Raw genomic sequence first — 19,914 nt, 5'->3', positions numbered from 1 at the left:
CTGCGACGTATCAGGTTGATAAAAATGCCGGAAAAATCGCTCGGGCTTTGACCCGGAAAACCTGGTGAATCAGGAAGCCGTTCTATCAAGTCTCAACTGGTCAGGATAATATTGAATTCACAAACGCAATCAAGTATGGCTGCTGAAATAAAACAGCACTCCCGGCAAATACCGAGCCAGGCATTGTCAACGCCGCTGCAAACAATAGCCTCTTACCCAAAAGATCCACTCGATTTTGAAGATCGGGACAAAGATTACGACATCGATGGCTATTTATATAAAAAATATGAGGGGTGGGTTCTTAGAACAGTGAGCCCGCAGGCCGGTTGCAGCAGCGTGCAAGGCATCTTCTCTGCGGACCCGCCAGATATATCGGCGAAAGAATTTTTCACGTCAAGTGAAATTCCAGCGCTTGGTATTCGTTTGGTCACGAAGAAATCCAACTTGCACGATATAAAAGGCGGTAAATTCATAGTAAAAAATTCTTACCTCATAAGTGGCGATGCCGTCGTTGTTCTAAAAGTGCGTGGTGAGTTCTCATATGTCCGCTACGTCAATACAGGGCCGAAATTTGATGGTCGTATCACGTTTGGCTGGTTGCGCTCAAAGGATTTGGTTGATCCCTTTCCCCGGGGAGCGCAATGAAATCGACGCCGAAGGCCGTTTATTGAATGTCTTGTGTGGTGCACAGTAGGTGGATTCGAAACATAGTCTTGCGGTTGATCTGGGGGGCCAGTTACAAGGTCGTGGATTGCAACCGATGGCTTAGGGCGTTGTGGTTGAGCGCTTATCCGACGCGGTAGGCTGGCACATTGTGATTGTTGAATTTGGTCTATGGCGAAAGTTTGCATCGCGGCGTCAAGCGACATCCATCCAACCTCGAAAAAATAAAAAAAGCCCGCCGAAGCGGGTAATCCTCTCGATGAAGAGGGGGAGATCCGAATCCGCAATCGGCGGTCAGGGCGAGTTCACCCTTTCGTCGCCCCAAACGTGAGTCCCGCGACGAAATGCTTCTGCATCGCGAAGAACATCGCGACCGACGGCAACGCTGCGAGAATCGACCCGGCAGAAACAAGGTTCCAGGACGTCGTCCATTGCCCCTTCAGCGCCGCCACACCCGCGGTAATCGGCGCGGCCTCGTCACCTTGCGTGAGACACAGCGCCCAGAAGTAGTCGTTCCACACGAACGTAAACACGAGAATCGCGAGCGCTGCCAGCGCCGGCCGGATCAACGGCAACACGATCCGCCAGAACACCGTCCACTCGCCCGCGCCTTCGATCCGCGCCGCCTCGATCAGCTCGAACGGCAACTGCTTGATGAAATTGCGCAGAAACAGCGTACAGAACCCCGTCTGAAACGCGACGTGAAAGAGAATCAGCGCCTCGACCGTATTGAACACCCCGAGCCTGAGCGACAGGTCGCGAACCGGAATCATCAGCACCTGCACCGGCACGAAATTCCCCGCGACGAAGGTCCCGAACAGCGCGGCATTCCCGCGAAACCGGTAAGTCGCCAGCGCGAATCCGGCCATCGCCGCGAGCGCGATCGACCCGAGCACCGACGGCACCGTGATCTGCACGCTGTTCCAGAAGTAATGCAGCATCGGCGACGTGGTTAGCGCGTCGCGATAGTTCTCGATCATCGAGAAGTGCCGCGGCCAGCCCCAGTAGTGACCTTCGACCAGCTCCTCGGTCGAGCGCACCGACGTGACGAACACCGCGATCATCGGCAGCAGCCAGATCACGAGCGCGACGGGCAGCGACAGCTTGTACAGCCGGCGCGATACCGGCTTCCAGTGGGCAACGGGTGTCGGAAACATGATGAACGGATCCCCGGAAGGTCAGGTCACTGCTCGTTGCGCAGCATGCGGCGCAACTGGAACACGATGTAGACGAGCATGATCGCGAACAGCACGACCGCGATCGACGCGGAATAGCCGAGCCGGTAATACTTGATCGCCTGGTCGTACATGTAATACGCGAGCACGGTCGAGCTCTCGAACGGGCCGCCGCCCGTCATCACCGAAATCAGGTCGAAGCTGCGCAGCGCGCCGATCACCGTGACGACGATCGCCATGGACGTGGTCGGCCGCAATTGCGGCAGCACGACGTGCCACAGCAGCGCGAAGCCGCGCGCGCCTTCCATCCGTGCCGCTTCGATCTGCTCCGGGTTCACCGACGTGAGGCCGGTCAGGTACAGGATCATGCAGTACGCGGTCTGCGGCCACAGCGCGGCGAACACGATGCCGAACGTCGCATAGCGCGCATCGCCGAGCACCGGGATCCCGTGCCCGGCGATCAGCGCGAGCAGCCCGAAGGTCGGATCGTAGAACCACGAAAAGATCAGGCCGACGACCACGCCGGACAGCACGAACGGCGCGAAGAACAGCGACTTCACGAGCCGGATGCCGGCGACCGCCTGGTTCAGGTACAGCGCGAGCGCGAGGCCGAGCGGCGGCGCGAGCATGAACAGCGCGAGCCAGATCACGTTGTTGCGCAGCGCGGTATAGAACGTCGGCGCTTGAAGCAGCTCGGCGTAGTTCGCGAGGCCGACGAACGTGCGCTCGGTCATCCCGTCCCAGTTGCAGAGGCTCAGCCACAGCGTCGACAGGATCGGCCAGATCACATAGACGGCAACCATTGCGCACGCGGGCGCGAGAAAGAGCCACGCGGCGCGCCGTTGCCGCCGCACGGCCGGCGACGGCCGGCGCGCGCGCAGCGCGACAGGCGAGCTGCGGGCCGGCGGCGCGGCGGCGGGCGGTGCGGCCGGGGTAGCCGCCGTTGCGACGGGTCTGGACGTGATCGGACTGGACACGGCAAGCCTCCTGGGCGGACGCGGCGGCACTCGGCCGCCGCAGGGGTCACGCGGTTACTTCTTGTAGATCCGCTTGCGGGTCTGTTCGAGTTGCGCGAGCAGGGTGTCGAGCTGCGCGGGATTCGCGACGAACTGCTGCATCCCCTTCATCCCTTCGTCGGCCATTTCCTTCGTCATGTCGCGGTCGTAGAACTGCGCGACGCCGCCCCGGGTGTCGGCGAGGATCCGGAAGCCGATGCGCGAGATCGGATCGGCCGGCTCCGGCGACTTGCCGTTGGCCGACAGCGAACCGAGCCCTTCGGCGAGCTTCGCGCCCATCTCGGGCGTTTCGACGAACGCGAGGAAGGTATGCGCGTCGGCCTTGTTCTTCGCCTTGGTCGGGATGTGCAGCGATTCGACCGGGCCGTCCTCGGCGGTCGGCACCTTCGGGTCGATGACGGGGAAGCGGTAATAGCCCATCTCCTGCTTCACGTTCGGCGGAAAGCCCGCGGCGATGAAGGTACCCATCAGCATCATCGCGGCCTTGCCCTGGAACAGGAACGGCTGCGCGCCGTCGAGATCGTAGGACAGCGCGTTGTCGATGAAGTAGCCCGAGTCGATCAGCGATTTCCACGTCGTGTAGACCTTCTTCACGCGCGGATCGGTGTACGGCACGTCGCCGGCCATCAGCTGCTGGTGGAACGCGTTGCCGTTCAGGCGCAGGTCGAGATAGTCGAACCAGCCGGCGAGCGTCCACGCGTCGCGGCCGCCGATCGCGATCGGCGTGATGCCGGCCGCCTTCAGTTTCCTGCATGCATCGAGAAACTGGTCCCAGGTCTTCGGCTCGTCGGCGATGCCGACCTTGCTGAACAGGTCCTTGCGGTAGAACAGCCCCCACGAGTAATAGACGGTCGGCGCCGCATACTGCTTGCCGTTATAGGACGATGCGCTGCGCGTCGACGCGTACATCGCGTCCCAGCCGTTCTTCTTCCAGTCGCCGCTCAGGTCCTCGAACAGCCCGCGCTTCGCGTAGTACGCCATGCGCTCGCCCGCGTGCCAGTTCACGACGTCGGGCGCGACGGTCGTGAGCCATGCGGGGAGCTGCACCTTGTACGCTTCCTCGTCGACGAAGGTGGGCTTCACGTCGATGTCGGGATGGGCCTTGTGGAATGCTTCGATCGTCGACTGCCAGACCGCGCGCTGGCTGGCGCCCTTGAACGCGATGTTGATCGTCAGCGTGCCCGCGTCGGCCGGCGCGGCGGCGCCGAACGAAGCGAACGCGATGGCGGCGGCGGTCGCAAGCCGGGCGGCGACGCGAAGGGGGCGATGTGTCATGGGTGTCTCCATTCCTGTCTGTCGTTGTGCGTGACCGGCGCATCGCGGCGCCGGGGGCGGTTGCTACGAACGGCTGCTACGAACGGCTTCGATACACGGCGACGCCTTGCGGCTCGACCTGCGCGGCGCCGACCACGAACGCGGGCGGCGGCACCGCATCGATCGTGTGCGGCGTGTTGCCGTAGTTGAATACGTAGGTCAGGCCGCCGCGCCGGCTCACGCGCACGCCGTCGCCGAGCGGCGACGGTGTCAGGCCGGCTTCGGCCGCGACGTCGGCGAACAGGCGCGCGGTGGTCGCGTCGTCGAACAGCGCGGCCCAGTAGTGCAGCGTGCCGTGCGACACGCAGGCCGGATGACCGTCGGCGAAACGCGCGCGCACGACGCTGCGCGCGTCGTCGTCGCGCAGTTCGACGAGGTCGCGCCAGTGACGCGCGTCGCCGGTGAGCGGCGCGCCGTCGCGCAGCGTGCCGTCGATCCGCTCGGTCACGTTCGGTCGCAGCGATTCGACGCGCCACACGCGCACCGGCAGGATCGACGCGAGCGGGCCGGGCGGCAGCGTCGGCGGAATCCGCAGGTCGGCGGTCTTCGAGCCGGTGCGCGGGCCGAACACCGCATGCGCGCCGGATGCGGCGAGCCGTGCCGCGAAGTCGTCCGGCACGACCGGCAGCGGCGGCACGACGACGAGCCGGTAGCCGTCGAGCGGCGCGTGCGCGGATACGATGTCGACGTCGAGGCCGAGCGAACGCAGCGCCGAGTAGTACTCGAACGCGAAGCGCGGGTAGTGGAAATCGGCGCCTTGCGGCTGCACTTCGAACAGCCACTTCGCTTCGTAGTCGAACACCAGCGCGACGGGCGCACGCACCGCGCCGTTCGCGTCGGCATCGGCACCTGCGTCGAGCACGGCGGCGATCTCCTGCGCGACGCGCTGCGCTTCGCGGCCGCCTTCGTCGAGCCGGTCGTCGGGCGTGTGCAGGCCCGCATGCATCTGCTCCTGCGCGAACGGCGCCTGCCGCCAGCGGAAGTACGACACGCAGCCGGCGCCGTGCGCGAACGCTTCCCAGCTCCACAGCCGCACCATGCCCGGCAGCGGCGCGGGGTTCCACTGCGCCCAGTTCACGGGGCCCGGCTGCTGCTCCATCACCCAGAACGGCAGCTTCGACATGCCGCGATAGAGGTCGTGATTGAACGATGCGAAATCCGGATGGCCGGTGCGCAGCCAGCGCGCCTTCACGTCGGGCGCGAACCATTGCTCCTCGAGCGCGCCGAGCGGATAGCTGTCCCAGGTCGCGACGTCGAGGTCGCGCGCCACGTCGTAATGATCGAACTCGGTGAAGAGTTGCATGAAGTTGTGCGCGACCGGGCGGCCCGGCGAATGCGCGCGGATCACGTCGACCTGCATCCGGTGATAACGCGCGACTTCATCCGACGCGAAGCGCCGGTAGTCGAGGCGGTGCGACGGATGCGCTTCGGTCACGGTGCCGACCGGCGCATCGACTTCGTCGAAATGCCGGTATTCCATGCTCCAGAACACGGTGCCCCACGCGCGGTTCAGCGCGTCGATCGTGCCGTAGCGCGCGTGCAGCCATGCGCGAAAACGCACGAGCGCGGCGGGCGAGTAGCTGACGACCGTCTGATGGCAGCCGAGCTCGTTGTCGGTCTGCCAGTAGCGCACGGCCGGGTGGCGGCCGTAGCGTTCGGCGACCGCGGTGCAGATGCGGTGCGACGCTTCCAGATAGGTCGGCGACGAGAAGTCGTAGTGGCGGCGCGAGCCGAACTTGCGCGGCCGTCCGTCCGCGCCGATCGCGAGGATGTCGGGGTGACGGTCGACGAGCCATTTCGGCGGTGTCGCGGTCGGCGTGCACATCACGATCTCGAGGCCGGCCGTGCCGAGCACGTCGACCGCGCGGTCGAGCCAGCCCCAGTCGTATTCGCCCGGCGACGGCTCGATGCGGCTCCATGCGAATTCGGCGATCCGCACCTGCGCGATGCCGAGTGCCTTCATCCGGCGGGCGTCGTCGGCCCACATCGATTCCGGCCAGTGTTCCGGGTAGTAACAGACTCCGAGGCGCATGCCCGATCCTTATGCGTAGTGGTGGACGGGAAGGTCGGCGCACGCGGGCACCGCGCGGCCGTCTTCGGTGAAGAGATGGCAGGCGGCGGCCGGCGCATGCGCGTGCACGCGTTCGCCGCGGCGCAGCGGGGCGTCGCCGGGCACCTTCGCGATCAGCGGCGTGCCGCCGGGCTGGTCGAGGTGCACGTAGGTCTGCTCGCCGAGGCGTTCGACGAGCGCGACGTCGCGCGCAAGCGTCGTCGCGTCGTGCGCGGCGCCGAGCGTCAGGTGTTCGGGGCGGATACCGAGCGTGACGGCCGCGCCGACCGCGAGCGCGGAACCGTCGCGCGGCAGCGTGAAGGTTTCGCCGGACAACACGACGGTGACGATCGTGCGCCGCGCGTCGCAGGCGGTGACGACGGCCGGCAGGAAGTTCATCCGCGGCGAGCCGATGAAGCCGGCGACGAAGCGGCTCGCCGGATGGTGATAGAGGTCGAGCGGCGCGCCGACCTGCGCGATGCTGCCGTGCCGCGCGGTGTCCGCGCCGGCGTGCAGCAACACGATCTTGTCGGCGAGCGTCATCGCTTCGGTCTGGTCGTGCGTCACGTAGACGACGCTCGCGCGCTCGAACTGCCGGTGCAGTTTCGCGATCTCGATGCGGGTCTGGCCGCGCAGCGCCGCGTCGAGGTTCGACAGCGGTTCGTCGAACAGGAACACGCCGGGCTCGCGCACGATCGCGCGGCCGATCGCGACGCGCTGCCGCTGGCCGCCGGACAGCGCCTTCGGCTTGCGCTCGAGCAGCGTGTCGAGCTGCAGGATCCGCGCGGCGTCGCGCACCTTCCGGTCGATCTCGGCCTTCGGCACGCGCGCGAGCTTCAGCCCGAACGCCATGTTCTCGTAGACCGTCATGTGCGGAAACAGCGCGTAGCTCTGGAACACCATCGCGACGCCGCGCTCGGCGGCCGGCACGTCGTCGACGCGGCGGCCGTCGATCGACAGCTCGCCGTCGCTCAGGTCCTCGAGGCCCGCGATCATCCGCAGCAGGGTCGACTTGCCGCAGCCGGACGGGCCGAGGAACACGCAGAACTCGTGCGCGCCGATCTCCAGATCGACGTCGCGAATGACCGGCGCGTGCTCGCCATAGGCTTTCTGCACGCGTCGCATCGAGATGCTCGCCATTGTCTCCGCTCCATGTTCTAATGCGCCTTCGTCGATGCTTAAGCGCTTAAGCAACGCGATCAAAAAAAGAGCCGATCGCGATCGCGGCCGAGTCGCGCCCGTCGGTCGGGCGGCAGGGTGTGCGGCGATAGTGCGCCGCTTCGGTGAGCGAAGCAAATACTGGATCGACGTCTCATATAGTGGGCAAATCATGGCGACACTGGATGAAGTGGCCCGTCGCGCCGGCGTGACGGCCGCGACGGTCTCGAACGTGCTGCGCGACCGCGGCCGGGTCGGCGAAGCCACCCGCGCGCGGGTGCTCGAAGCGGTGCAGGCGCTCGGCTACCGGCCGCATCTGGCCGCGCGGGCGCTGGCGGAAGGGCGCGCGCCGACGGTCGCGCTGATGGTGTCGAGCATCGCGAACCCGTTCTATCCGGAGTTCGCGCTCGCGGTCGAGCGCGCGGTGCGGCGCAACGGGCAATTCCTGATCGTCTGCAATACGAACGAAGATCCGTTGCAGGGGCGCGCGTATCTCGACCAGATCGCCGGCACGATTTCCGAGGGGATTCTCGTGACCAACGCGAACCTGCACCTGCCGGATCTGGTCGACGTCGCGCGGCGCGGCGTGCCGATCGTGCTGTGTCTGTGGGAGCGGCCCGATGCGCCGCCTGAAGGCTTGCCGTGCGTCGCGGTGGATTTCCGCGAGGCGGGGCGGATTGCGACGCGGCATCTGGTCGAACTCGGGCACAAGACGATCGGCGTGATCGTCGGCGGCTCGGCGAGCGGCGTGCAGGCGGCGCGCTACGACGGCTTCGTCGACGTGATGCGCGAAGCGGGGCTCGACGCGTCGATCGTCGCGGCCGAGCCCGATTCGATCGAAGGCGGTGTGCGTGCGGCGGGCCGGCTGCTCGACGCGCATCCCGGGCTGACCGCGCTGGTCGCGACCAACGACCTGCCCGCGATCGGCGCGCTGCACGCGGCCGCCGATCGCGGCCGGCGTGTGCCTGACGATCTGTCGATCGTCGGCATCACTGATATTCATCTGGCGAGCGATACGCGTCCTACGTTGACGACCGTCGCGATTCCGACCGCCGAGGCCGCGGGGCTCGCGGTCGAACTGCTCAACGCGTTGCGCGAGGCGGGCGGTCAGGTCGACGATGCATCGCGCGTGCGGACGGCGTCGGTGCCGCGGCTGGTGGTGCGCGGGACGACGGGGGCGGTGCGCGATGGCTTAGCGGGAGAAGGCGGCTGCACGGGGCGCGTCGCGTAGTGTCATGCTTGCCGAAGCCGAAGCCGAAGCCGAAGCCGAAGCCGAAGCCGAAGCCGAAGCCGAAGCCGAAGCCGAAGCCGAAGCCGAAGCCGAAGCCGAAGCCGAAGCCGAAGCCGAAGCCGAAGCCGAAGCCGAAGCCGACGGGCTAAGCCTGAGTAGAGGCCGGCCGCGGGTCGGTAGATGGAATCACAAGAGTGGCTCGATCACGCCCCAAGGCGCAGATCATCCTCGACGAGCCGCATCACGATGCGCCGGGCCGAATCGAGGTGCGCGACCGTCATCGCGCGCGCGCCACGTGCGTTGCGTTCGCGGCACGCTTGCAGGATTTCTTCATGCTCGACCTGGAATGACGGCGTATCCGCGAGCAACGTCGCCTGCAGTCGCTCGTAGCGCTCGACCTGGCTGCGCAGCTCCGCGATCGCTTTCAACTGCCGCTCGTTGCCGCAGCATGAATACAGCAGCGCATGGAATTCGCGGTTCAGCTCGCCTTGCCGGCGCGGCACGTTCGATTCGCCGAGCAGCCGGTGCACGAGTTCCGCGCGCGCGAGCGTTTCGTCGTCGAGCCGCTTCACGCTGCGGTAGATCGCGTCGCCTTCGAGCAGCGTGCGCATGTCGTAGATCTCCTGCACGTCGGATGCGCTCAGCATCCGCACGACCGCGCCGCGATTCCTGAAGATATCCAGTAATCCTTCGCGTTCGAGGCGCTGGATCGCCTCGCGCATCGGAATCCGGCTGATGCCGAAGCGTTCGGCGAGGTCGCGCTCGACGAGCCGCTCGCCTGCCTGCAACTCGCCGTTGATGATCATCTCCCGCAACGATGCGGCCACCGCGTCCGCCGTCGAATCGAGTCTGGCTTCCATGTTCCTGTGCTCCTCATTTTGGAATAATGGTATACCAAACGGTATTCCGGTGCCACAATGACGACCTCACGTTCCGATATCGAAGGAGAGCGAGATGGCGCATGGCGAACACAAGTACCGCGTGGCAGTGGAGTGGACCGGCAACCGGGGAACCGGCACGTCGGGGTATCGCGAATACGGCCGCGATCACGTGATCCGCGCGGGTTCGAAGCCGGACATTCCGGGCTCGTCGGACGCGGCGTTCCGCGGCGATGCGGCGCGCTGGAATCCGGAAGACTTGCTGCTCGCGTCGGCCTCGGCGTGTCACAAGCTCTGGTATCTGCATCTGTGTTCCGATGCGGGAATCCGCGTGCTGGCGTATGTGGACGATGCGGAAGGGACGATGCTCGACAGCCCCGGGCCGGGGCGCTTCACCGAAATCGTGCTGCATCCGCGCGTGACGATCCAGGCGGGCGACGATCGTGCGCTCGCCGAGCGGCTGCATCACGACGCGCATGCGAAGTGCTATGTGGCGAACTCCGTGAATTTCCCGATCCGGTGCGAGCCGGTGATCGAGGTCGCGGAAGCGTGATGCATGTCGGGGAACGGGCGTTGAAGCGTTCTATTCCCCAAGCAATGCAAGCGTGACGTGCCATTTCGTGCTGGCAGAGGTCGGGAAGCCGAAGCCGCGGCTTGCACCCGCGCTCTCGCCTAGGCGACGTGTTTTCGCTGGCGAGGTATGACGAGAGATCCTCGCGGTTCATCGCTCAGAGAAACCGATACTCGTTTGTATCCGGAAATCGATAAGTCGATCGAATTGATTATTCGTATTCCTTATTGAATCAATTTGAGGCGCTCGCGATGCGTGTCAATCAGACGCGTCTGAAATTCGAAATTTGTGGTTTCAATTCAACGGTTTGGCAATTGTTGATAGTCGTTCTTTTGGTGCTTCGGTAGGCTCGGGTTCAAGAACCAATGAACGGACGCGGGCCGCGTCGAGAAGAATGAACAAGAATACGCACCGCCTGGTGTATTCCAGGCTTCGGGGTATTGTGGTGGCCGTTGCAGAGACGGTGACGGCCGAGCGGAAATCGGCAACGGGCGAAGCCCGTGCACGACGGCGTTCATCGGCGTCCGGCACGCGCGCCGTTGCGGCGGGCGCCGCTGCGCTCGGCATGCTGCCCGCCTTGTCCGGTGCGCAGATCGTCCCGACGCCCGGCACCAGCACACAGGTGATCCAGACGCCGAACGGCTTGCCGCAAGTCAACGTGGCGCGGCCGTCGAGCGCAGGCGTCTCGGTCAACACCTACAACCAGTTTGATGTGCAGAAGGCCGGTGCGATCCTGAACAACTCGGCCACGATGGTTCAGACGCAGCAGGCGGGCTGGATCAACGGCAACCCGAACTACGGAGCCGGGCAGGCCGCGCGGATCATCGTCAATCAGGTCAACAGCCCGAATCCGTCCCAGATCCGTGGGACAGTCGAGATCGCAGGCGCCCGTGCAGAACTGGTCCTGGCTAACCCGTCCGGCATCTTCGTCGACGGCGGGGGCTTTCTCAATACCAGTCGCGCGACCCTGACAACCGGCGTGCCGTTTTACGGCGCCGATGGGTCGCTTGCCGGCTACAACGTTAATCGCGGCCTCGTGACCGTTGCTGGTGCAGGCCTGAATGCGGCCAATATCGATCAGGTCGATCTGATTGCGCGCGCGGTGCAGGTGAACGCAGCGGTCTACGCGAAGAATCTGAACGTGATCGCCGGCGCGAGCCAGATCAATCACGACACGCTTTCCGCGACGCCGATCGCTGGCGATGGTCCCGCGTCGTCGGTTGCCATCGATGTAAGCCAGTTGGGAGGCATGTACAGCAATCGAATCTTCCTCGCCTCGAACGAGAACGGCGTAGGGGTGGCCAGCGCCGGTACGATCGCGGCGCAGGCGGGCGATTTGACGCTGCAGTCGAACGGCCGGCTCGTACTCACAGGCAAGACGACCGCGAGCGGCAATCTCGCGCTGTCGGCGACCGGCGGCATACAGAACGACGGCACGACGTACGCGCAGCAATCGCTGTCGGCCAGCACAACCGCCGATCTCACGAACAGCGGGACGCTCGCGGCGCGGCAGAATACGACAGTGAATGCCGGCAGCGTCAACTCGACTGGCACGCTCGGCGCGGGCGTAAGCAACGACGGCACCGTTGGGCACAGTGGTGACCTGAGCCTGACAGCATCGGGCCAACTGAGCGCGATCGGCCAGAACGTCGCGGGCGGCAACGCATCGCTGACCGGCGCCAGCGTGACGCTTGCCGGCTCCCGGACGGCGGCGAACGGCAATCTCTCGCTGAACGCGACGGCCGGCGACGTGAACTTGTCGAACGCAACGACGAGCGCGCAAGGCGCGATTCAGGCGAATGCGTCCGGCACGGTGATCAACGATCACGGCAGCCTGTCGAGCGGCGGCAGCACGACATTGACCGGCGCTAGCCTGTCGAATCAAAGCGGCAAGGTCTCGTCGCACGGTCCGCTGTCGGTCAACGTGGCAGGCCAGATCGCCAACCAGTCCGGTGAACTGATCTCCGAAAGCACGGCCGACCTACATGGCGGCGCCATCGCGAACAACCAGGGCACGATTCAAAGCGCGGCCGGCATGACAGTGTCCGGTGCGTCACTGGATAACACGGCAGGGCGGATCACATCGCTCAACGGCGATGGCTTGTCGGTGACGACGAGCGGCCAATTGACCAACGCCGCAGGAATGACCTCGAACGGCGCGCAAGGCGGTGTCATCGGCGGCAACGGCGATGTTTCGGTTCGCGGCGCAAACGTTGTCAATCGCGGCGCGATCACATCCAGCACGAATCTTCACGTTTCGGGACAGTCGGTCGACAACGGCGGCGGCACGCTGCAGGCTGCGCAAAACGTCGCGGTGGATGCCGGCGCGCGCCTGACGAACAACGGCGGTTCGATCGTCGCCAATACGGCCACGGTCAGAGCTACGACGCTCGACAACAGCGCCGGCACGGTACAGGCCGACAACGTGTCGCTGAATGCGACGGACCTCGTGAATCACGGCGGCACCATCACGCAGACCGGCGCCGGCGCGATGAGCGTGAACGTGTCGGGTACGCTCGACAACTCGAATGGCGGCACGCTGCAAACGAACAGCACCGACCTGACGTTCACCCCCACCGCGCTCATTAATGACGGCGGCACGATCACGCATGCAGGCAACGGTACTCTGATGCTCGGAGGCGGTTCGGGTTCCGTGTCGAACGTAGGCGGTTCGATCGCGAGCAACGGGCGCGTCGTCGTGCAAACCGGCACATTGAACAACACGGCGGGCTCGATCAACGCGCAGAACGGACTGACGGCAACCGTCGGCGGCACGTTGAACAACGCGAATGGCAAGCTGTTATCGAACACGGACCTGAGCGTCACCAGCGGCACACTGTCGAACGATCGCGGTCAGCTCGGCGCCAGCACGAACGCGACGATCCGCACCGGCTCGATGACGAACCAGGGCGGATCGATCGTTGCACCAAACCTGTCAGTCACCGCCGATTCGACGCTCGACAACAGCGGCGGCAAGCTCGAAGCCAATCAGCTTGCGCTGACGGCAGCGAACCTCGTGAACCACGGCGGTACGATCACGCAGTATGGATCGTCGGCGATGGGGATGAACGTCAGCGGCACGCTCGACAACTCGGCTGCCGGCGTGATTCAGACCAACAGCACGGACCTGACGCTCACCCCTGCCGAGTTGAACAACACGGGCGGCACCATTACGCACGCTGGCACTGGTACGCTGACGATCGGGCCAGGCAACGGATCGAGCGCGCTGAACAACGCGTGGGGCGCCATCGTGACGAAGGGGCAAGCCGTCGTCAACGCGGCTTCCTGGAACAACGCGAGCGGTATCCTCGCCGCGCAGCGCGGCATTAACGCGACCATTGCGGGCGACGTGAACAATGCGCAAGGCCTGCTCCGGTCTGATGCGTCCCTGTCGTTGAGGAACGGCGGTGCTTTGTCAAACCGGGGCGGCCACATCCAGGCGGGGCAATCGGTTGCAGGCGACACCAGCACGCTCGCCATTCAATCGGCCTCGATCGACAACGCGGACGGCGCCATTGTCGACCTCGGCGCGGGCAAGATGACCGTGCAAGGCGGTAGCCAGATCGCCAACAGCCACGCCGGCGGTGTAGCGGGTATGGGCGCGATTACCGGTAACGGCGATGTGACGGTCAGCGCAGCGTCGATCAGCAACACGCAAGGTGGTCAGCTCAGCGGCGCATCGCTGCATGTTCAAGGCGACACCTTGGACAACAGCGGCGGCCGCATTGGCAACATCGTCGGCAACGTCACGAATTCGAACGGCGACGTGAACGTCACGACAACCGGCGCGATCACGAACACCAATGGCCAGATCAGCTCGACGCACGATCTGTCGGTCGCGGCGGCCACGCTGCTGGGCGGCGGTACATATAGCGCGACGCATGACGTCAACGTGAGCCTTCAAGGCGACTATACGGCGACGGCCGACACCCAGTTCAATGTAGGCCACGACCTCGGCTTCACGTTGCCGGGCACCTTCATGAACAACGCGAACCTGCAGTCGGTCAACAACCTGAGCGTCAACGCGAGCAATATCGTCAACGTAGGTGCCCTGACGGCCGGCGGCCTGCTGCACACGCAATCGACGAACCTGACCAATACCGGTGCGCTCGTGGGCGCCAGCGTTTCGCTCAACGCGACGAATACGATCTCGAACCTCGGGCCGACCGCGCTCATCGGTGCATCGGACAGCAACGGTACGCTGGAAATCCTCGCGCACGACATTGAAAACCGCGATGACGCGACCGCGACCGATTCGATGGCGACGACGGCGATCTTCGGCATGGGCAAGGTCGTGCTGGCAGGCGGCAAGGACGCGAGCGGCAACTACACGAATGCGGTGCGGGTCAACAACGTATCGGCGCTGATCCAGTCCGGCGCAGACATGGAACTGCACGCCGACAAGGTGACGAGCACGCGGCGCGTGATGAAGACCTCCACCAGCCAGATCGATCCGGCATCGCTCGCACAGTTCGGCGTTCCGATCAGCGGCCGTACGGGCCAGGTTGGCGTGAAGGATCCGGACAGCATCGGCGGCGTCTACACCGAGCCGCCTCATGGCGGCCAGTGGAACAGCACGTATCAGTACACGACGTACTATGCGGACAGCGCGACGGCGACGACCGTGACGGACCTCAGTCCGGCCGCGCAGATCGTTTCGGGCGGCAAGATCGATGCATCGTCGGTCGGCACGCTGCAAAACTACTGGAGCAACCTCGCGGCGGTCGGCGACATCAAGATGCCGGCCCACTACGACGCCGACGGCTGGGCAGCATCCGGTCAGACACTGCCGGGCGTGACGGTTTCCTACTCGGGGCAATATCACTACAACAACTACGACAACAGCGAATACGACTGGAAATTGCCGTTCGGCAATGCGCCGTTCGTCGGTAGTCGCCCGGGCGGCTATACGCAGGCGGCACCGGCGTCGATCAAGGACTACACGCTGCCCGGCTACTTTTCGACGATGAGTTCGAATGGCACGATTTCGGGTACAGGTGTCAGCGTCAATAACACGGCCGGTAACGCATCGATTCCGTCGCTCGGTTTGCTGCCGGGGCAGTCGGTACCGGGTCTTACGCCGGCCAATTTGAGCGGTAACGCGAGCGGAGTGAAATCGGGGGCGTCGTCGGTGCACGGAGGTCCATCTGCGCCGGTCAACCCGATCATCGCGAGTGCGACCGCGCTGAACGTGCTCGACAACCTCACGATTCCGCAGGGAGGGCTGTTCAAACCGACCGCTGCGCCGAACGCAAACTATGTGATCGAGACGAACCCGGCTTTCACGAACCAGAAGAACTTCATTTCGAGTGACTATTTCTTCGGTCAGCTCGGTGTGGACCTCACGCACATCCCGAAGCGACTCGGCGACGGCTTCTACGAACAGCAGCTCGTGCGCAACGAAGTCACTGCGCTGACGGGCAAGGCGGTGCTTGGACCGTATGCGGACCTGCAGACGATGTACCAATCGTTGATGGCAGCGGGCGCGGATTTTTCGAAGTCACTCGATTTGCCAATTGGCGCGAGCCTGTCGGCCGATCAGGTGTCGAAGCTGACCAGCAACGTGATCATGATGGAAACGCGCGTGGTCGACGGTCAGACGGTGCTCGTGCCGGTCGTGTATCTCGCCAAGGCCAGCCAGCAGAATATCAACGGCCCATTGATCAGCGCGACGAACATCGATTTCCAGAACGCGCAGTCATTTACCAATAGCGGAACGATCAAGGCGGACAACACGCTGGCGATCCAGGGCAAGCAGATCGACAACGCGTTCGGCGCGCTGCAAAGCGGCGGGCTGATGTCGCTGAAGACCGAGAACAACATCGATCTGACGTCGGCGAATGTGAAGACTGGCAGCCTTCAGCTTGATGCCGGGAAGCACCTGATTCTCGATACGGCGACCAAGACGAACACGCGCGTGAGCCGCGACGGCGCGACGAGCGTGGTGACAACGCTCGGGCCGACCGCGAAGCTGGATGTCGCGGGCGACGCATCGATCGTCACCGGTGGTAACTTCCAGCAGAACGCGGGCAACCTGTCGGTCGGCGGCAACCTCGGGATGAATGTCGGCGGCAACTGGGATCTCGGTGCGGTCCAGGCGGGCGAGCACAAGATCGTGCAGCGCGCGAACGGCGTGTCGAATACCGACATCAACAAAGTCACCGGCAGCTCGGTGGCGGTCGGCGGGCAATCGATGATCGGCGTTGGCGGAGACCTGACCGCTAAGGGGGCACAGGTCGATTTGGGCCAAGGCGGCACGATTGCCGCCAAGGGTAATGTGACGCTCGGCGCGGCGAGTGCGACGTCGACCGTGAACAGCAACAGTTCGGGCAGCGACAGTCACGGCAGCTACGCGGAGACGCTGCATACGTCGGATCAGGCGCTGACCGGGAGCACGCTCAAGGGCGGTGATACGGTCAATATCGTGTCGGGCAGCGACATTACGCTCTCCGGCAGCGCGATCAGCCTTGACAAGGGTAATGCGAACCTGCTGGCGGCCGGCAACGTGAACGTCGCCGCAGCAACCGAGACGCACGAACTCAATTCGCATGAAACGCATAGTCATAGCAATGTTGTGAGCGGCGTGAAGATTGCGAGCGGGATCGACCAGACCGTGACGTTGAATCAGGCCAGTCTCGTATCGGCGGACGGCGTGAATATCGTCAGCGGGAAGGACGTCAACGTTCAGGGCAGTACCATCGTTGGAACGAACGATGTTGCGCTCACTGCTGCGCGCAACGTCACGATTGCGACGTCGCAGGATACCTTGCAGTCGTCGAGCTACTACAACAAGGAGGAATCGGGGCTGATGTCGGGTGGTGGCCTGTCTGTGTCGGTCGGCAGTAGCTCGCTGAAGACGACCAGTCAGACGAACGAGGTATCGAACAACGGCAGTACGATCGGCTCGCTGAAGGGCAACGTCGGCATCACGGCCGGGAACGACCTGCACGTAACGGCAAGCGACCTGATTGCCGCGCAGAACCTCAGCGGCACAGGTGCGAACGTGACGATCGACTCGGCGCAGGATACGCATCACCGCGGCGAGACGCAGGAAGCATCGAAGAGTGGCTTGACGCTGGCGTTGAAGGCGCCGGTGATCGACGCGGTGTCGAATGCCGTGGGGCAATCGCGTGCGGCCGGCAATAGCCAGGATGGTCGTGCGGCAGCGTTGCACGGGATGGCAGCGGCAAGCGCGGCGTGGGATGCAAACGTGGCCGCGGGCGATGTGGTCCGGGCGCTGGGGGCGGGCGAAACGCCGCAGTTCAAAGTCGAAGTCAGCGTCGGCAGTAGCCACAGCGAGAGCGCATTCACTGAGGACAGTGTGACGAATCGTGGCTCCAGCGTCACCGCGGGCGGAACAGCTGCGTTCGCGGCGACCGGCAATGGTCAGTCAGGCAGTGGCAATGTGACGATCGCCGGCTCGAACGTGAACGCAAACGATGTGATTCTGGCAGCGAAGAATCAGGTCAATATCGTCAATACAACGGACACCGATTCGACGCGCAGCACGAACGAATCGAAGAGCGCGAGCTTGGGCGTGTCGGTCGGCACTGGCGGCTTTGGTATTTCGGCGGCGATGTCGAAGGCCAACGGCGACGGCAACAGCGATCTGGCCACGCAGAACAGCAGTCACGTGAATGCAGCAAACGGCGTGACGATCATCTCGGGCGGCGACACGAACATCATCGGCTCGAACGTGAAGGGCAATCAGGTGAATGCCGATGTGGGCGGGAATCTGAACATCGTCAGCGTGCAGGATACGCTGACGAGCGCGGCGCATCAGTCGAGTTCGGGTGGCGGATTCAGCATCAGTCAAGGCGGCGCCAGTGCGAGCTTCAGCCAGAGCAAGGGCAATGCCACGGGCAGTTTTGCGGGCGTCAACGAGCAAGCCGGAATTCACGCGGGCGATGGCGGCTTCAATATCAACGTCACCGGCAATACCGACCTGAAGGGCGGGCTAATCGCGAGTGAAGCGGATGCGTCGAAGAGCACGCTGACGACGGGTTCGCTGTCCTTCTCGGACATTCAGAATCAGTCGCACTACGATGCGAGTTCAAGCGGCTTCAGCGCAGGCGCGACGACCGGCGATGGCGGGATGAATTACAGCACGCATGGTAGCGCGTCGGGGAAGAACGCTGGCGGCGCCGCGCCCATGCTCGGACAGAGCGACAGCGGCAGTGATAGTGCAACGACGAAGAGCGGCGTAAGCGCGGGGACCGTCACGATTACGGATGCGGCAAACCAGAAGCAGGACGTGGCGAGCTTGAACCGCGATACGACGAATACGAACGGTACGGTCGCCAAACTCCCCGACATGCAAAATCTCTTGAGCAATCAAGCGGACATGATGGCTGCGGCCAGTGCGGCTGGCGAAGCGGTGTCGCGCCGGATCGGGGACTACGCGGACAAGATGATGAAAGACGCCGCCGCGAACGGTGATCAGGCCGGTGTCGACGCTTGGAAGGAGGGCGGAGCGAACCGTGCATTGATGCAAGGTGCCGGTGCGGCGTTGGTAACGGGGTTGGCGGGCGGAAATGCGGTCGGTGGTGCCGCTGGTGCGGCGATTGCCTCGATCGCGTCGGGCAAGCTGAATGAGCTGAGTAGTGCGATCGCAGGCAGCGATCCGACCGGTAACGTCAATATGAATCAGGCACTGGGCAATATCGTGGCGAATGTGCTTGCGACAGGGGCTGGTGCGGCCCTCGGCGGGGAATCGGGAGCGTTCTCGGCATACAACGTGGATCGGTTTAACCGGCAGCTGCATCCTGAAGAAAAGACGCTCGCGAAGCAGCTAGCAGAGAAGAGCAAAGGTAAATATACCCAAGCGCAGATTGAAGATCAGATGAGAGTCATGGGTGTGTCTGTTAATGGCAAGCATCAATCAGGTGCGCCGGAGACGCTGGTGGGGCAAGAGCCGACGGACTCCGGGGCCAAATGGATTTATGCGGGTTCGACAGCCGACGGGAAACCAATTCTGACCCAGGCGACAGCACAGGTGAATTCGGATCTGCAGGCATACATCGTGGCAAACGCGAACTCGGCTGCGCCTGCTCAGGTACCGAGCCAGTTTAACTATGATCGTTCTACAGGCGGCGGGTCGGGGTTCAATCTGACGGGACCGTTTACGAAGTTCGACCAATCGGATGCGAACTATGTGAAGAGCACGACTGCGGATACGGCCTCGATGGTGTCGAATACCGCAGGGTGGATTTCGTCGACTGCGGCAACGGGGGTTGCCGTGCCGTCACCCTTTGCTCCAGCGTTTGGAACAATTGCCTACGGAGCGACGGTCGTGGGTATCGGAGCTGACGCCGTGTCCCAACTGGTAAGTCCCAATGCAGGTCAATACACTTACGAAGGTGCTTTGGCACTGGGTGGTCAAGTGGTTGGAGACAAAATTCCTATCGCGTCGCTGGTCATCAATGGCACATCCGAAGTCATAAAAAAGCAGCCATTCTCAACGACGATTGGCAACTGGGTTGGCCAGCAGTTGAATTCGATTTTCGGTCCGAGTGCCGACAAGGGAAAGAAATGAGACTCATCGAAGACGGTAATTTCTCAGGGCGGCTTAGAGTTGTCCTTTTTTTGATTGGTTTAGCCTTGGCTGCGGGCGGGCTTGGACTTGACCAAATGCCCCGATGGATCAGGGCTGCGGCATTCATCTTTGGCTTTGCGATGATGGCCATTGGAGGCATTTCCAGTCGAGCGCATATGCTGAAGATCAAGCCTTTTGATAACAGTTATAAAAGGGCGCGAGCGAGCTACGAAGTGAAGGCCGACGAACCGGACAAGAAGTGATGCGCCGATAACATGCTCGACTGAACTGTCGCCAACGATCAGATATCTAGAAAAACACAT

At 63.7% G+C, this 19,914-nt stretch carries 12 protein-coding genes; 6 read left to right on the top strand and 6 right to left on the bottom strand.

All coding sequences use genetic code 11. The annotated features are described in order from the left end of the window. Nucleotides 1–111 precede the first annotated feature (111 nt). Nucleotides 112–645: a hypothetical protein gene (locus U4012_RS09660; RefSeq protein ID WP_321798065.1), complete on the top strand. Its 534-nt coding sequence runs from the start codon at nt 112–114 to the stop codon at nt 643–645. Nucleotides 646–968: 323 nt separating this feature from the next. Here the strand turns inward: U4012_RS09660 and U4012_RS09655 are convergent, their stop codons facing one another. The 5 genes from U4012_RS09655 to U4012_RS09635 form a co-directional block, all read right to left on the bottom strand. After that, nucleotides 969–1,820 (bottom strand): carbohydrate ABC transporter permease, encoded by an 852-nt coding sequence (locus U4012_RS09655; RefSeq protein WP_039318652.1) that lies wholly within the window; start codon nt 1,818–1,820, stop codon nt 969–971. Nucleotides 1,821–1,846: 26 nt separating this feature from the next. Further along, nucleotides 1,847–2,815 carry a carbohydrate ABC transporter permease gene (locus tag U4012_RS09650; RefSeq protein WP_415750368.1) on the bottom strand — a complete coding sequence of 323 codons (969 nt, stop codon included), beginning with the start codon at nt 2,813–2,815 and terminating at the stop codon, nt 1,847–1,849. Nucleotides 2,816–2,869: 54 nt separating this feature from the next. Continuing rightward, nucleotides 2,870–4,129 carry an ABC transporter substrate-binding protein gene (locus U4012_RS09645; RefSeq protein ID WP_321798061.1) on the bottom strand — a complete coding sequence of 420 codons (1,260 nt, stop codon included), beginning with the start codon at nt 4,127–4,129 and terminating at the stop codon, nt 2,870–2,872. A gap of 76 nt (nt 4,130–4,205) precedes the next feature. Beyond that, nucleotides 4,206–6,200 carry a beta-galactosidase gene (locus U4012_RS09640; RefSeq protein ID WP_321798059.1) on the bottom strand — a complete coding sequence of 665 codons (1,995 nt, stop codon included), beginning with the start codon at nt 6,198–6,200 and terminating at the stop codon, nt 4,206–4,208. A gap of 9 nt (nt 6,201–6,209) precedes the next feature. Beyond that, the gene (locus U4012_RS09635; protein ID WP_321798057.1) at nt 6,210–7,358 is read right to left on the bottom strand and encodes a sn-glycerol-3-phosphate ABC transporter ATP-binding protein UgpC; all 1,149 of its coding nucleotides are present in this window, start codon (nt 7,356–7,358) and stop codon (nt 6,210–6,212) included. A gap of 190 nt (nt 7,359–7,548) precedes the next feature. Between U4012_RS09635 and U4012_RS09630 the strand changes: the two genes are divergently transcribed. Both U4012_RS09630 and U4012_RS09625 read left to right on the top strand, forming a co-directional pair. Beyond that, nucleotides 7,549–8,607 carry a LacI family DNA-binding transcriptional regulator gene (locus U4012_RS09630; protein ID WP_321798055.1) on the top strand — a complete coding sequence of 353 codons (1,059 nt, stop codon included), beginning with the start codon at nt 7,549–7,551 and terminating at the stop codon, nt 8,605–8,607. An 8-nt stretch (nt 8,608–8,615) separates the two neighbouring features. Further along, on the top strand, nt 8,616–8,756 hold the full coding sequence (locus tag U4012_RS09625; RefSeq protein ID WP_321798052.1) for a hypothetical protein: 141 nt from the start codon (nt 8,616–8,618) through the stop codon (nt 8,754–8,756). Nucleotides 8,757–8,810: 54 nt separating this feature from the next. Here the strand turns inward: U4012_RS09625 and U4012_RS09620 are convergent, their stop codons facing one another. Then, a complete protein-coding gene (locus U4012_RS09620; RefSeq protein ID WP_044847388.1) occupies nt 8,811–9,467 on the bottom strand; it encodes a GntR family transcriptional regulator in 657 nt (218 codons plus the stop codon). A 94-nt stretch (nt 9,468–9,561) separates the two neighbouring features. On the opposite strand from U4012_RS09620, the gene U4012_RS09615 reads away from it, so the two are divergent. The 3 genes from U4012_RS09615 (at nt 9,562) to U4012_RS09605 (ending at nt 19,854) form a co-directional block, all read left to right on the top strand. Then, nucleotides 9,562–10,038, top strand: a complete 477-nt coding sequence (locus U4012_RS09615) for an OsmC family protein (RefSeq protein WP_124485997.1) — start codon at nt 9,562–9,564, stop codon at nt 10,036–10,038. 412 nt (nt 10,039–10,450) lie between these two features. Continuing rightward, on the top strand, nt 10,451–19,591 hold the full coding sequence (locus U4012_RS09610; protein ID WP_321798048.1) for a hemagglutinin repeat-containing protein: 9,141 nt from the start codon (nt 10,451–10,453) through the stop codon (nt 19,589–19,591). Next, nucleotides 19,588–19,854, top strand: coding sequence for a hypothetical protein (locus U4012_RS09605; RefSeq protein ID WP_321798046.1), 267 nt, complete (start codon nt 19,588–19,590; stop codon nt 19,852–19,854). The genes U4012_RS09610 and U4012_RS09605 overlap by 4 nt, the downstream gene beginning before the upstream one ends. Nucleotides 19,855–19,914: the final 60 nt, after the last annotated feature.

Origin of the sequence: Burkholderia sp. BCC1988 (assembly GCF_905339895.1) — a bacterium.
Classification (GTDB): domain Bacteria; phylum Pseudomonadota; class Gammaproteobacteria; order Burkholderiales; family Burkholderiaceae; genus Burkholderia.
Note: the sequence above shows the minus strand (reverse complement) of the source record. Positions and strands in the feature narration are given on the sequence as shown.

Excerpts from the sequence above, each read along its gene's own strand:
- U4012_RS09610 (WP_321798048.1), top strand. The coding sequence starts at position 10,451 with ATGAACAAGAATACGCACCGCCTGGTGTATTCCAGGCTTCGGGGTATT.
- U4012_RS09620 (WP_044847388.1), bottom strand. The coding sequence starts at position 9,467 with ATGGAAGCCAGACTCGATTCGACGGCGGACGCGGTGGCCGCATCGTTG.
- U4012_RS09630 (WP_321798055.1), top strand. The coding sequence starts at position 7,549 with ATGGCGACACTGGATGAAGTGGCCCGTCGCGCCGGCGTGACGGCCGCG.
- U4012_RS09655 (WP_039318652.1), bottom strand. The coding sequence starts at position 1,820 with ATGTTTCCGACACCCGTTGCCCACTGGAAGCCGGTATCGCGCCGGCTG.
- U4012_RS09640 (WP_321798059.1), bottom strand. The coding sequence starts at position 6,200 with ATGCGCCTCGGAGTCTGTTACTACCCGGAACACTGGCCGGAATCGATG.
- U4012_RS09645 (WP_321798061.1), bottom strand. The coding sequence starts at position 4,129 with ATGACACATCGCCCCCTTCGCGTCGCCGCCCGGCTTGCGACCGCCGCC.
- U4012_RS09605 (WP_321798046.1), top strand. The coding sequence starts at position 19,588 with ATGAGACTCATCGAAGACGGTAATTTCTCAGGGCGGCTTAGAGTTGTC.
- U4012_RS09615 (WP_124485997.1), top strand. The coding sequence starts at position 9,562 with ATGGCGCATGGCGAACACAAGTACCGCGTGGCAGTGGAGTGGACCGGC.
- U4012_RS09635 (WP_321798057.1), bottom strand. The coding sequence starts at position 7,358 with ATGGCGAGCATCTCGATGCGACGCGTGCAGAAAGCCTATGGCGAGCAC.